Origin of the sequence: Pseudarthrobacter sp. MEB009 (genome assembly GCF_030208875.1) — a bacterium.
GTDB lineage: Bacteria > Actinomycetota > Actinomycetes > Actinomycetales > Micrococcaceae > Arthrobacter.
On sequence record NZ_JARVTC010000005.1, the window covers coordinates 15,919 to 28,658 of the forward strand.

11 protein-coding genes are annotated in these 12,740 nt (G+C 66.4%); 4 read left to right on the forward strand and 7 right to left on the reverse strand.

Annotated elements, in window-relative coordinates:
• Positions 1 to 163 precede the first annotated feature (163 nt).
• Positions 164 to 1,111 (reverse strand): metallophosphoesterase, encoded by a 948-nt coding sequence (locus tag QRN07_RS03825; RefSeq protein WP_050684017.1) that lies wholly within the window; start codon positions 1,109 to 1,111, stop codon positions 164 to 166.
• A 6-nt stretch (positions 1,112 to 1,117) separates the two neighbouring features.
• Positions 1,118 to 3,481: a transglycosylase domain-containing protein gene (locus QRN07_RS03830; protein ID WP_285240365.1), complete on the reverse strand. Its 2,364-nt coding sequence runs from the start codon at positions 3,479 to 3,481 to the stop codon at positions 1,118 to 1,120.
• A 37-nt stretch (positions 3,482 to 3,518) separates the two neighbouring features.
• Here QRN07_RS03830 and sp36 point away from each other — a divergent pair, with 37 nt between their 5' ends.
• From sp36 to QRN07_RS03845, 3 genes are read left to right on the forward strand one after another with little or no spacing between them, the layout of a single operon-like run.
• Positions 3,519 to 3,674, forward strand: coding sequence for a Sp36 family protein (sp36, locus tag QRN07_RS03835; RefSeq protein ID WP_009359196.1), 156 nt, complete (start codon positions 3,519 to 3,521; stop codon positions 3,672 to 3,674).
• A gap of 1 nt (position 3,675) precedes the next feature.
• Positions 3,676 to 4,209 carry a RidA family protein gene (locus QRN07_RS03840; RefSeq protein WP_050684015.1) on the forward strand — a complete coding sequence of 178 codons (534 nt, stop codon included), beginning with the start codon at positions 3,676 to 3,678 and terminating at the stop codon, positions 4,207 to 4,209.
• A 14-nt stretch (positions 4,210 to 4,223) separates the two neighbouring features.
• Positions 4,224 to 5,135, forward strand: a complete 912-nt coding sequence (locus QRN07_RS03845) for an NUDIX hydrolase (protein ID WP_050684014.1) — start codon at positions 4,224 to 4,226, stop codon at positions 5,133 to 5,135.
• A 173-nt stretch (positions 5,136 to 5,308) separates the two neighbouring features.
• On the opposite strand, the gene QRN07_RS03850 is transcribed toward QRN07_RS03845, so the two are convergent.
• The gene (locus QRN07_RS03850) at positions 5,309 to 5,986 is read right to left on the reverse strand and encodes a Crp/Fnr family transcriptional regulator (protein ID WP_050684013.1); all 678 of its coding nucleotides are present in this window, start codon (positions 5,984 to 5,986) and stop codon (positions 5,309 to 5,311) included.
• Positions 5,987 to 6,238: 252 nt separating this feature from the next.
• Here QRN07_RS03850 and QRN07_RS03855 point away from each other — a divergent pair, with 252 nt between their 5' ends.
• Positions 6,239 to 7,423 carry a MarP family serine protease gene (locus QRN07_RS03855; protein ID WP_056596370.1) on the forward strand — a complete coding sequence of 395 codons (1,185 nt, stop codon included), beginning with the start codon at positions 6,239 to 6,241 and terminating at the stop codon, positions 7,421 to 7,423.
• A 21-nt stretch (positions 7,424 to 7,444) separates the two neighbouring features.
• On the opposite strand, the gene aroQ is transcribed toward QRN07_RS03855, so the two are convergent.
• The 4 genes from aroQ to QRN07_RS03875 all read right to left on the reverse strand — a co-directional run bounded on the left by aroQ (position 7,445) and on the right by QRN07_RS03875 (position 12,729).
• A complete protein-coding gene (gene aroQ, locus QRN07_RS03860; RefSeq protein ID WP_056596373.1) occupies positions 7,445 to 7,909 on the reverse strand; it encodes a type II 3-dehydroquinate dehydratase in 465 nt (154 codons plus the stop codon).
• Positions 7,910 to 8,087: 178 nt separating this feature from the next.
• On the reverse strand, positions 8,088 to 10,280 hold the full coding sequence (locus QRN07_RS03865; protein WP_285240366.1) for an alpha-galactosidase: 2,193 nt from the start codon (positions 10,278 to 10,280) through the stop codon (positions 8,088 to 8,090).
• Positions 10,281 to 10,398: 118 nt separating this feature from the next.
• The gene (locus tag QRN07_RS03870; RefSeq protein ID WP_056596379.1) at positions 10,399 to 11,739 is read right to left on the reverse strand and encodes an ABC transporter substrate-binding protein; all 1,341 of its coding nucleotides are present in this window, start codon (positions 11,737 to 11,739) and stop codon (positions 10,399 to 10,401) included.
• Between the two features lie 60 nt (positions 11,740 to 11,799).
• Entirely contained in the window at positions 11,800 to 12,729 is a 930-nt protein-coding gene (locus QRN07_RS03875; RefSeq protein ID WP_285240367.1) for a carbohydrate ABC transporter permease, read from the reverse strand.
• Positions 12,730 to 12,740: the final 11 nt, after the last annotated feature.

A 12,740-nucleotide genomic window follows, 5' to 3' on the forward strand; every position in this document is an offset into this window, starting at 1 on the left:
GCCGGGCCCAAACCCCACGCTACCCGCAGCCCCCGCCGCCCGTTTCCCCCCGAGTTGCACTATCACTTGTGGTCCCCAAAACCCCGTGTTGGGGACCACAAGTGATAGCGCAACTCGGGGTGGAGAGGGGTTGAGGGGGTGGTGGCACGGGTGGGGTTGCGGCTTAGGCTCCGGCGGTGAGGGTCAGCAGTACTGCTTCGGGGCGGCACGCGATGCGAACCGGTGCGAAGCGTGAGGTGCCGATGCCGCCGGAGACGTTGACCGGCGTCGTGCGGCCATTGCTGTGCCAGTCGTTCAGGCCCTTGGCCCGCCAGGTGGGCAGGTCGCAGTTGGTCACCAGGGCGCCGTAGCCGGGGATGCAGATCTGGCCGCCATGGGTGTGGCCGGCCAGCAGGAGATCCGCGCCCTCGGTAGTGAAGTGGTCCAGGACCCGCTGGTAGGGGGCGTGGATGACAGCGACCTTGAGGTGGTCGTTGGCGTCCTGGTTGACGGTGCCGCGCGGCCAGCCGGCGTACTGCTCCCGGTTCAGGTGCGGATCATCAACGCCGGAGAAATCAAACCGCATGCCGTCCAGCACCAGCGACTGGCTCCGGTTGGTCAGGTCCACCCAGCCGCCCATGCCGAACCCTGAGCGAAGGCGTGGCCAGTCCAGTTGCGTTGGGCCGCCCTTCCTCTTGGAGGGGCCCAGCAGGTAGGCGGCAGGGTTGCGGGGGGTGGGCGCGAAGTAGTCGTTGGAACCCGGCACAAAAACACCCGGAAATTCCAGCAGGGGGCGCAGTGCTTCGAGGAGCGGATCCACTGCCTTGACGTGGCTGAGGTTGTCACCGGTGTTGACCACGAGGTCCGGCTCCAGGGCGGCCAGGGAGCGGAGCCATTCAGCCTTCCTGTCCTGGCCGGGGACGAAGTGGATATCGCTGAGGTGCAGGATGCGGAACGGCCTGCGGCCGGCGGGCAGGATGGCCAGGGTCTCATCCCGGACAACAAACTGGTTCTTTTCCCACAGGCCGTACGCTGCAGTGGCGATTCCCGCTGCGGCGCCGGCGCCTGCGGTGACGGCCAAACCGCGCCCCAGGGACTGGGCGCGGCTTACCAGGGCGGGATCAATCCTCATGTGTGGTCAGCCGTTCCCGTTGCCGTTCCCGTTGCCATTTCCGTTGTTGCCCTCGGTGGTGGGGGCCGGAGCGGGCTGGGTGGCTGCGGGAGCGGGTGCCTGGGTGGCGGGGGTCGGCGCCTGCGTGGCGGGCGTGGGGACTGACCGCTGCGGGGCGCCGTTGATCATGTTGCTGGGCGGTGCGGGGAAGGCCTCGGTCCCGTAGTTCGGCGCAATCTGCGTCATGAAGTTGGAGAACATGGGCCCGGCAATCATGTAACCATCGATGCCTTGGTAGAACTTGCCGTTCACCGTGATGTTCTGGCCTGGACGTTGCTGTGCACCCAGCGGGTCGCCGAACCAGGCGGCGGTAGCCAGGCCCGTGGTGTGGCCCACCACCCAGGTGGAGCCGTTGTTGTTCGAGGTACCGGTTTTGGCGCCGATGGGGAAATTGGTGCGGGTGGAGAGCCGCGGCTGGATCAGCGAACCTGAACCGCGGTTCATGACTTCCTGCAGCGCGTAGTTGACGCCTCGCGCCACCTCCGGCTTGATCGCGTCGCGGCAGTTGGCGGACTGGGCGGGCAGATCCGCGCCGGTCTGGTCCTTCACACCCGTGATGGCGATGGGCTCGCAGTACTTGCCGTCGTTGGCGAACGTGGCGAAGGCGCTGGCCATGGTCAGCGGTGCGGTCTGGGTGGAGCCCAGCAGGTTGGCCAGCGTGGACATGTCGATGTTGGGGTTCGGCGCGGCGATGTTGCCGGCGTCGTCCAGGACGATGTTTCCGTTCTGGTCCAGTTCGGGGAGTCCGCTGTGGAGGCCGACGGCGTCCACAACCTTCTGGATGCCGCAGAAGTCCAGCTGGGCTGCCGAGGCGAACGTGACGGTGTTGATCGAGTTGTAGAGCCCCTCAAGGACAGACAGCGGCCGGTACCACTGCGGCTCTGCGTTCTGGAGGTCATCGGCTGTACCAAGGCCCTGGTTCTTTTGTGCCGTGCTGTAGCCGCCGGTGACCTGGCCGCAGGTGTTGCGCCAGTTGAAGCCCAGCGGGTAGACGCGCTGCGCGGAGTTAACCACGGTATTCATGGTTTTGCCCTCGTTCAGCCACTCGGCAAACGTGAAGGGCTTCATGGTGGAGCCGGGCTGCGCGCCGCCCATACCGTTGAGGTCGTTGCCGTCCTTGTCCAGCTTGTCCACGTTGAAGTTCACCTGCGAATCGAACCCGCCCTCGGCCGGGAGGAAGCTGGTGTTTTGGGCCATCGAGACGATCTTGCCGGAGCCGGGCTGCACCGTAACCATGGCGGCGCCCCATTTGTCCGGGTTGGCGCCGGCGGCCGTATTGACCTGGTCCTGTGCCACGTTCTGGGCTGCGGGGTCCAGGGTGGTGGTGATGGTGAGGCCGCCGCCGTAAATCAAGCGCTGGCGTTCCTCTTTGGTGGCACCGTACGCCGGGTTGTTCTCCAGCAGGTGCAGGATGTAGTCGCAGAAGTACGGCGCGGTGGAGGCGTACGCACAGCCTTGCTTGGGCTGGGTTACCACGGGCTCCACGGGAGTTGCCACGGCGGCGTCGTGCTCTGCCTGGGTGATTTTGTTCTGGCTCAGCATCAAACTCAGCACCAGGTCACGGCGGGCCTTGGCGTTCTCCGGGTTGGTCACCGGGTCAAACGCCGAGGGGCTGTTGACCAAACCGGCCAGCAGCGCGGCCTGGGGGAGGGTGAGGTCCTTGGCGGAGGTGCTGAAGAAGTAGCGGGAAGCGGCTTCGATGCCGTACGCGTTGACGTTGAAGAACACGATGTTCAGGTAGCCCTCAAGGATCTGGTCCTTGCTGAACTCCTTCTCCAGCGCGATGGCGAGCTTCATCTCGCGGAGCTTGTCGCCTACGCCCTTGTTCACGCCGTTGAGCTTGATGTCTTCGTCCTTGCCTTCGGCGGCAAGGTTGGCGTTGAGGACGTTGTTGACGTACTGCTGCGTGATGGTGGAAGCGCCCTGCTTGTTGCCGCGCGCCGTGGCAACAAGCGCACGGAGGATGCCGGTGGTGTCAACGCCGCCGTGCTCGTAGAAGCGGCTGTCCTCCACCGCGATGACGGCTTCCTTCATAAACGGCGAAATGTTGTCCAGGGAGACCTTGGTCCGGTTCTCCTTGTACAGGCTGGCGATCTCGCTGCCGTCCGCGGCCAGGATCCTGGTGGTCTGGTTGGGCGGATCAACCTTCAGCTCCGCGGGGAGCGTGTCGAAGAACTCGATCGAGCCGCTGGCGGCGCTGCCGGAAACGGCTGCCGCGGGGACCAGCAGGCCCGCCACCAGGACACCGCAAATAGCACTCACGCCAAGGAAAACAAGGATCTTTCCCAGGGTGGTGGCCGTGTCAAAAAGGGGGTTCGTGCGAGTCGCCATGTTTTCCACTTTACCGGCAAGGACTAGTCTTTAGCTCATGACCAAATGGGAGTACGCGACGATTCCGCTCATCATTCACGCTACAAAGCAGATCCTGGACCAGTGGGGCGAGGACGGCTGGGAGCTCGTCCAGGTTGTCCCCGGACCGGACGGCAACGGACTGGTTGCCTACCTGAAAAGGGAGAAGCAGTAATATGTCAACCCCCGCAGAAGCCCCTGCCGGCGCGGAAACAGCGCCAACATCGGCAGTGGAGCAACGGCTCGCCGAACTGGGACTGACCCTCCCTGCCGTGGCCGCACCCGTGGCCGCTTATGTTCCCGCAGTGATCTCCGGCAACCACGTTTACACCTCCGGCCAGCTGCCGTTTATTAACGGCAAACTCGAAGCTACCGGCAAGGTTTCGCTGGGCACCGAGGGGCATGCCGACGAGCCCACCGTCTCACCCGAGGACGCCCACCGCTATGCCGCTGTCTGCGCAGTGAACGCCCTCGCCGCGGTCAAAAGCGTCATCGGCGATTTGGACCGGATCACCCGCATCGTCAAGGTCGTAGGCTTTGTCTCCTCCGACCCCACGTTCACGGGCCAGCCGGGCGTCATCAACGGCGCCTCCGAACTGCTGGGCCGGGTCCTTGGCGACGCGGGCCAGCACGCACGTTCCGCCGTCGGCGTTTCCGTTCTTCCCCTGGACTCCCCGGTGGAAGTCGAACTGATCGCAGAATTCAGCTAGGTCCGGTCCTTCCCTTGCCACAACTAGCACGACGCCTCTTCGCCCTTCCCCAGGAATTGGAGGGAGCGGCTCAAAGCTGGCTTGAACACGGCGAACGGACCCCCCGGGCAGCCCGACTGGCATCCTCGGTGGTGCTGCTCCGGGATTCGCCGACCGGGCTGGAAACGTGGCTGGCTTACCGGCCCGGTTCCTCCCCGCTGGGCGTCCTCGCGTTCCCCGGCGGTTCGCTGGACGCGTCCGACGACGACCCCATCGGTTGGTTGGGCCCCTCACCGCAGCAATGGGCTGACCACATGGGTACGGCCGACGTCGGATTGGCCCGCCGGCACGTGGTGGGCGCCATCCGCGAACTGTTCGAGGAGACCGGTTTGCTGCTGGCGGGCCCGGACATGTCCGGAACCGTCGAGGCCACTTCCACCCCGGAGTGGATGCGCGCCCGGCTTGCCGTGGCCGAACAGGAGCGCAGCCTCGCCCAGATCCTGGACAAGCGCGGGCTCCTGCTGCGGACCGACCTGCTCAAGTCGCTGGTCAACTGGCGCACCCCCGACTTTGCGCACCGCCGTTTCGATACCCGCTATTTTGCGGCCACCGTGCCCATGGGCCAACAGCCCAGCCTCCTGGACGGCCGCGGCGTATGGGGCCGTTGGGTCAACGCCGGCACCGTCATCGGCGGGCGCGGCACCACCGCCCTTGGTGATGAAGTGGGGCAGGAAAACACCGTGGGGCTGCCGCTGGGCCAGTTACTGGTCCCCGGTTCAGAGATCATGCTCGAAAAGATGGCGGCCGCCAATGGCTGCATCGCCTACCTCAGCTACAAACGCAAGGCCCACGTGTACCAGCCTGCCCTCGTGGAGGAGGACGGACACCTGATGCTTGAGGTCGAAGCCGCCAAAACCACCCCCGGCGAACCGCAGCGGGAGCGCTGATCCAGCCTTCGCAGTGACCGGCCGGGCAGACTGGACCCACGGATCCTCTGCGTGCTGCTCCTGCGTCGCTTTGACGCACGCTGCCGGATCCCCGGGTCCAGTCTCATGGCGGACGCCCGCGTTAAACGCGAAAGGCCGCCCTGGTCAGGACGGCCTTCCGAAAGGTGCGTTGTCTAGCGTGAACGCTGGCGCAAGCGCTGCATGTCCAGGATGACGACGGCGCGGGCCTCAAGGCGCAGCCAGCCGCGCTGGACGAACTCGGCCAGTGCCTTGTTGACCGTTTCGCGGGACGCGCCCACCAGCTGTGCCAGCTCTTCCTGGGTGAGCTCGTGAGCCACCAGGACGCCGTCCGTGGCGGGACGGCCAAAGCGGTCGGCCAGGTCCAGGAGTGCCTTGGCCACGCGGCCGGGAACGTCGGAGAACACGAGGTCCGAGAGGGAATCATTGGTGCGGCGCAGGCGGCGGGCCAGAGCCTGCAGCAGCTGGGCCGAGACCTCCGGGCGGGTGCGCAGGAGCGTATTGAGGCTCTCGTTCCTGAGGCCGGCGAGGCGGGTCTCCGACACCGCGGTGGCGGTGGCCGTGCGGGGGCTGGGGTCGAACAGTGCCATCTCGCCGAAGAGCTCGCCCGGGCCGAGGATGGCCAGGAGCGATTCGCGGCCGTCCGGGGACGTCCGGCCCAGCTTCACCTTGCCGGAGACGATGAAGTAGAGCTGGTCGCCCTGGTCGCCTTCGCGGAACACCGATGCTCCGCGGGAAAGGTCCACCTCGGTCAGCTCATCCGTCAGCAGACGGAATGCGTCGTCGTCGAGCGTGGCGAAAAGGGGTGCTCGGCGCAGTACCTCGATGTCCATGAAATCTCCTGAATAAAAGTGTCGGCTGTGGCGCTTGTGCCATTGTTTCAGAATTTTCAAGGTTCTGTGACGAACTTGGCACCGGAAACGCCCGCATGACGCCTGCTGATGACGGAATCCACAACATATCCGACCCCGGAGGAAGGCGGGAACCGGCGGTGCAGGACGGGCCCGAGGGGCCGCGTTGGCTCCACAGTGGATTGTCAGATACCCCCACTAGAATGGGGGTTCAACTTCTGATAAGGAGCCTTCGTGGCTGGCTTGACTGTCCTGGACCTGGTGCTGATCCTGGCGCTGCTGTCGTACCTCGTATACGGGCTGCGCAACGGCTTCCTGGTGACGGTCGGCGGGATCGCGGGTTTCGCGGCCGGGGCCGTGGCAGCCTTTTTCGCCGTCCCCCTGGTCAGCGGGTTCGTCCCGGACCCCGGCTGGCGGCTCACTGCCATCGTCGCGGCCGGTGTTGTCCTGGTGGTCCTGGGCCACAGCCTCGGCACCATGGTGGGGCGCCTGATCCGCGGCGCCGTGCGGATTCCGCCCCTTCGCGCGGTGGACCGGATAGTGGGCGGCGCGGCCAACCTTGCGGTGTCCGCGCTGGTGATGTCCATGCTGGCCTTCAGTGTGGGCTCGTTGGGCGTGCCGGTGGTGTCGGAGCAGTTGGCCGATTCGAAGGTGATCCGCTTCATCGACGGGCTCACGCCCACGCAGGTGAAAGCCACCATGGCGCAGCTGCGCTCCACGGTGGTCGGCAACGGCATTCCGGTCCTGCTCCAGGGCCTCGGCCAGGGGCCCGCGGTGGCCGTCCCCAACGCCAGCACCGACACGCCCGCGCTGAACAAAGCCGCGGAATCCGTGCTGCGGATCGCCGGGACCGCCTACCAGTGCGGACAGAACCAGACAGGCACGGGCTTCGTGGTGGCCACCGACCGCGTCGTGACCAACGCCCATGTTGTGGCGGGCGTGTCGCAGCCCGTGGTGGAGCTGCCCGGCGGTGACGCCATGCCCGGCCGCGTGGTCTACTTCGACACCCGGCATGACCTCGCGGTGCTGGCCGTGGACGGCCTGCCCGCCCCGGCACTGCCCTTCAGCGGCGACCTGCCCGGCGGGAGCCCTGCAGCGTTCGCCGGGTATCCGCACGGCGGCCCGTTCCAGTCCAAGCCCGCCACAGTCCAGGACATCGCCACCATCCTGGTGCCGGACATCTACGGCAACGACCCCGCACCGGAGGACATCTACCGGCTCGCCGGGGACATCCAGCCCGGCAATTCCGGCGGTCCACTGCTGACCACCAACGGTGAAGTGGCCGGCGTGGTGTTCGCCAAGGCCACCTCCGACACCGAGATGGGATTTGCCATCACCATGGACGACCTCAACCCGGTGGCGGCCCAGGCGTCCGGGCTCTCGGCACCTGTTTCGTCCGGGCAGTGCATCCAGAAATAGCACCCGCCACTGGCCTGGCGCCTACAGCACCTCGGCCAGGTACTCGATGGCCAGCCGGTAGCCGGTGACTCCGGCGCCGACGATGACGGCGGCGCACACTCCTGACAGGTAGGAATGGTGCCGGAACTCCTCGCGCTGGTGCACGTTGGTGATGTGGACTTCGACGGTGGGCAGCTGCACCGCGGCGAGGGCATCGCGCAGGGCCACGGAGGTATGGGTAAAGGCGCCGGCGTTGATGACGATGCCCGCCGCGTTGCCCCGGGCAGCGTGGATGGCATCGAGCAGGACGCCTTCGTGGTTGGACTGGACGCACTCCACGGAAAAACCGTGGGCCCGCGCGGCGTTGGCGGCCAGTTCCTCAATATCCGCCAGGGTGGACGTGCCGTATTTTTCCGGTTCCCGGGTGCCCAGGAGGTTCAGGTTGGGACCGTTGATAACAAGGATGGCGCCGCGGGCGGCATCGGCGGCGGTATTGGCGGAAGTCATGGTGCCAATCTAGCCGTTTGCCCCCGCCCCGGGCATTTCTTACGCCGGCCCGCCTTCCACGCCGCCCCCTGCCCCCTGCCCACGCCCACGCCCGAGATGGCACTTCGCGGCAGTGTTCGGGGGAAACATCGCCGCGAAGTGCCATCTCGCGCAGGGTGGGAGGGCAGGGGCCGTGGGTTTAGAGGGCCGTGACCTGCAACAGCACGCCGTGCTCTGGGTGCAGCGGCGGCATGGGCAGCCCCACCTCGGCCAGGAACGTCCCGGTGGCCACCGCCCCGCCGGCCAGCCATTCCGGCGGCTGGACGTAGGCAAAGGTGTGGTTGTGGCCGGCGTCCGCCGCTGTGGGGTAGATGGCTTCCACGCGGTAGCTTCGCCCGCCCTCCAGCCCCGGGATGCCGATCCGGCCCGGCTGTTCGGCCGCGGCGGTGCGGGTGCTGACCAGGGCGAACAGCGCCGCCGTCGTGCCCTCGGCTGCCGGCCGGTCGGCCACCACGCCGTGGAGCAGCAGCGCGTCCCCGGGAAGGTCGGCGTGGACGCGGGTGCCGCTGTGGAGCAGGCCCCGGTGTTCCTTGTAGAGGCCCACAAAGCGGCGGAGCTCATCGCGGTCCTTGCCCTGGACCGTGCGGACGTCCCATTCCATCCCGAAGTGGCCGAAGAGGGCCGTGATGGCGCGGAAGGAGAGGTCGTGGGTGCGGGCGGTGGTGTGGGACGTGGTGGGGCCGATGTGGCTGCCCACGAGTTCGGGTGGGACCACGGCCCCGGTCCAGCGCTGGATTGTCTGCCGTTCCAGGGCGTCGTTGCAGTCCGAGGCCCAGATCCTGTCGGTGCGCTCCAGGATGCCAAGGTCAACCCGGCCGCCGCCTGAGGAGCAGCTTTCAATTTCGACGCCGGGATGGGCCGCCCGGAGCGCGTCGAACAGGCGGTAAGCGGCGAGGGTCTGCCCGTGGACGGAGGGCCGGCCGGCATGGCCGTGTTCGGTCTGGTCCCGGTTCTGGTCCCACTTGAGGTAACTGATGTTGTTGCCCGCGAGCAGGGCATCGATCCGGTCGTAGACATACTGCCAGGCCTCAGGGTTCACCAGGTCGATGACGTGCTGGTTGCGCCATTCGAGCGGGAGCCGGCCGCCGTCGCCGGGTGCTGCCGCCGACGGGCCCACGATCCAGTCCGGATGCGCGCGGGCCACGTCCGAATCGAGGTTGATCATTTCGGGCTCCACCCACAGCCCGAACTCCATGCCGCGGGTGTTAACCGCGGCGATCAGCGGGGTCAGCCCGTCCGGCCAGACCGTTTCGTCAACAAACCAGTCGCCCAGTCCCGCGTGGTCGCTGCGGCGGCCGCGGAACCAGCCGTCGTCGAGCACAAAACGCTCCACGCCGAGGTCGGCGGCTGAATCCGCCAAATCCACCAGGGTGTCCAGGTTGTGGTCGAAGTACACGGCTTCCCAGGTGTTCAGCACCACAGGACGCGGTTTCCCGGCGGGCAGGCCCGTCGCTGCGGCAGGCAGGACGTGGTGGGCCCTGGCGCGGAACCAGCTGTAAAAGGCGGCGGTGACGCCGTCGAGGCCCGAGCCGGAGTAGGCGGCAAAAAGCGCTGGTGCGCTGTAGCTCTCCCCGGGTGCCAGGACGACTTCGGCAGAGCCCAGGAGTTCGGCCGCGCCTACGACGGTGCGGCCGTCCCCGACGGTATCGGCGAAGTGTTCGTGGTTTCCGCTCCACGCAAAATGGGTGGCCCAGACCTGGCCGTGGCGGTTGCCGAAGCCCGTGGTGCCGGCGGCGAAGAGGAGTGAGGAGTCATGTCCGGTCCTGCCATGCCGGCCGGCCCGGACCCAGGTGCCCTGCTGGATGTCCCGGCGCTGGGGGTGGCGTTCGCGGCACCACCGGCCGGTGAGGTCCAGCAATTCGGTGGCTGCCGGTGCAACCGGCAGGACGGTGGCCAGCTCGTCCACCTGGAACGGCGTGCTGCCGTGGTTGGTGAGGGTATGGCGCAACTCGAGGAGGCCGCCGTCGTGCAGGGTCAAGGTGGACGCGACGCTGATGCCCGTGCCGTCGTCGGCCTGGACGATTGTTGCCGTGCTGCCTTCCTGCACGGCTGAGGTGACCCGGAGCCGGGAGGAGAAGTCCAGTCCGCCGGACCCGTCGACGACCCGGTGTCCGCGCACCGCCGGACGGCCCCGCCAGGACGAGGATGCCTGTGGGAGGAGTGCGGCGGGCACACGGGCATCGACGGCGGAGTTCGTTATCGGGGCGGTCAACAGTCCCAGGTCCGGAAGTGTGCTGCCCAGGTCGGCCCCCCAATGGATGACCTCTGCCTCCCCGCTGTCGAAGCTGATCAGCAGGCTGGTGCCGGCGGAACGGAGGTGCAGGGGATCCATGAACGTCTCTTTCGGGTCAAAGTCTGTTGGCCGCCGCGGAAGGTGCGGGGCCGGCCTGGTTACTACGGTAATGCCGTTCCGGGTGCCGCCGTGGCGGCGGCACCCGGAGCCTGTGGTGTTACTTGAACAGGGCGTTGACCTGTTCGTTTGCTGCGGTGAGGGAGCTGGCTGGCGCCTTGCCGGAAACTACCGCGTCCATGGCCGGTTTCATGATGCCATCCACCTTGGCAGCGTTGTCGGCGATGGGAAAGAGGAAGGTGGTCCCGTCGTCAACCTGCTGGCTGAAGGCGGTAACATCCACGCCTTTGGCCTTGAAAGCCTCCACGGCTTTGTCCGCAGAGGTGGTGATGGCAGGGAACACCACAGCCTTGGACGCGACGACGTCCTGGCAGGCGGTGGAGCCCAGGTATTCGACCCATTTGATGGCCGCTTCAGGCTTTTTGGTGCCGGCGTAAATGGAATCCGCCAGGCCGTTGTACATGCTGGCGCGCTTGCCGCTGACCCCCTTGGGGGTGGGCGCAATGCCCACCTGGACGTCCTTGTAGCCGGTGTACTGGCCGATCATCCAGGAACCATTCGCATTGATGACCGACTTGCCGGCGGCGAACGTGTCGGCCATGCTGGCGCCCACGGTGGTTTCGAGCTTGGGCATGTAGCCCTTCTCCACGAGCCCTGCGAACCAGTCGATGCTTTCCTGGAACTTGGGGTCGTCGTAGTTGAACTTCTTACCCCACGGGTTTTTGTCCGTGTGGGTCCAGCCGGTGGTGCCCGTAAGGTAGCTCCATTCCGTCTGGCCCTGCCCGGAACCGGAGCCGGTCAGGCCCAGGCCGTAGACCTCGACGTTGTTTTTGTCGAAGCCGGCCTCGTCACCGCGGACCCCGTTTTTGTCCACGGTCAGGTGGGCGATGGTTTTCTCGTAGGAGCCGCCGTCGTCCGGGTTCCAGGTCAGGTCCGCCATCTGCGCGGCGCTCACGCCGGCGTCCGTGGCGAGCTTGGTGTTGTAAAACAGCGCGATGGTGTCCCAGTCCTTGGGCAGCCCGTAGCGTTTGCCGTCCTCGCCCACCCAGAGGTCCGCGAGGCCTGCGTTGTAGGCACCGGTGTCCACGTTGTCCTTGGCGACGGCGTCGTCCAGGGCCAGGAGCTGCTTGTTTTTGATGAATTCGGGGTACTTGCCCAGGTGGTCGGTGAAGACGTCCGGCGCCGTACCGGCCACAAAACCGTTGGTGAGGGTGCCCCAGTAGTCGTCCCAGCCGCGCTGGGTGACCTTGACGGTGATGTCGGGGTTGGCCTTGGTGAAGTCCTCGGCGCACTGCTTGTAGGCGGGAAGCTGGTTGGCATCCCAGAGCCAGTAGTTGATTTCGCCCTTGCCGGCCTCGGCTGATGAGCCGCCGCCACAGGCGGAGAGGGCAAGGACTGCAGCGGCTGCGGCAGCCAGGCTGCCAATGGTCTTCTTCTTCATGGTGGGCCCTTTCAAAGGCGTGTTGTCCGGGCAGGCCGCCATGGCATGCCGGAGAAGGGGTTATTTGATGCCGGAAAAACCGATGGAATTCACGATCTTCTTGCCGAAGATGGCGAACAGGATGAGGACCGGAAGGGCCGAGACCAGGGTTGCGGCCATCAGTCCGGACCAGTCGGGGGCGCCTTGCGGCGACTGGGATTTGAAGACGCCGAGGCCCACGGTGAGGACCCGGACGGATTCGTCCTGGCCCACCAGCAGTGGCCAGAAGTATTCGTTCCACTGCCCGATGAAGGTGAGCAGGGCAAGTGTGGCGAGCGGGGCCGCGGCGTTGGGCAGGATGATCTGGAAGAAGATCCGAAGATGGCTGGCGCCGTCGAGCTTTGCTGCTTCCTCCACCTCCCGGGACATGTTCAGGAAGAACTGGCGGAGGAAGAAGATGGCGAACGGCGTCATAAAGATGTAGGGGAGCACCAGGCCGAGCATGGAGTTCAGCAGCCCCATGTTTTTGATCAGCAGGAAGTTGGGCAGCGCCGTGAAGATGGGCGGCACCATCATGGTGGCCAGGAAGAGGCTGAACACCACGTTCCGGCCGCGCCAGCGGAGCCGGGCGAAGGCGTAGGCGGCCATGGCGCTGAAGAACACGGCGCTGGCGGTGGTGATGGCGGCAAAAAGCACCGAGTTGCGCAGGTAAATCCAGAAATCGATCTGCGCGCCGGAACCGCCGTCCGCGATCGCTTCCTCGGGGCTTTGCAGGCCGAAGACCCGCTTGAAGGCGCCGAGGTTGAAGTCTGCCGGCAGAAGGTTGGAGGCGTTGGTGGCCAACGATCCGTTGGTGGACAGGGCGGTGCGCAGGACCCAGTAGAACGGCAGGACGGAGACGGCCACGGCAATGGCCACAAGGGCCCAGGCGCCGGATTTGCGCCAGTTGATCGGCCGACGGCGGCGGGTACTTTTGACGCGCGACGTTGCGGGTGCGTGTGTGGTGGTCATGGTGGTGGTGT

What these genes read in the sequence shown, in the direction of transcription:
- QRN07_RS03850 (WP_050684013.1), bottom strand. Translation starts at nt 5,986, where the DNA reads ATGGACATCGAGGTACTGCGCCGAGCACCCCTTTTCGCCACGCTCGAC.
- QRN07_RS03865 (WP_285240366.1), bottom strand. Translation starts at nt 10,280, where the DNA reads ATGGATCCCCTGCACCTCCGTTCCGCCGGCACCAGCCTGCTGATCAGC.
- QRN07_RS03825 (WP_050684017.1), bottom strand. Translation starts at nt 1,111, where the DNA reads ATGAGGATTGATCCCGCCCTGGTAAGCCGCGCCCAGTCCCTGGGGCGC.
- sp36 (WP_009359196.1), top strand. Translation starts at nt 3,519, where the DNA reads ATGACCAAATGGGAGTACGCGACGATTCCGCTCATCATTCACGCTACA.
- QRN07_RS03830 (WP_285240365.1), bottom strand. Translation starts at nt 3,481, where the DNA reads ATGGCGACTCGCACGAACCCCCTTTTTGACACGGCCACCACCCTGGGA.
- QRN07_RS03875 (WP_285240367.1), bottom strand. Translation starts at nt 12,729, where the DNA reads ATGACCACCACACACGCACCCGCAACGTCGCGCGTCAAAAGTACCCGC.
- QRN07_RS03870 (WP_056596379.1), bottom strand. Translation starts at nt 11,739, where the DNA reads ATGAAGAAGAAGACCATTGGCAGCCTGGCTGCCGCAGCCGCTGCAGTC.
- QRN07_RS03840 (WP_050684015.1), top strand. Translation starts at nt 3,676, where the DNA reads ATGTCAACCCCCGCAGAAGCCCCTGCCGGCGCGGAAACAGCGCCAACA.
- aroQ (WP_056596373.1), bottom strand. Translation starts at nt 7,909, where the DNA reads ATGACTTCCGCCAATACCGCCGCCGATGCCGCCCGCGGCGCCATCCTT.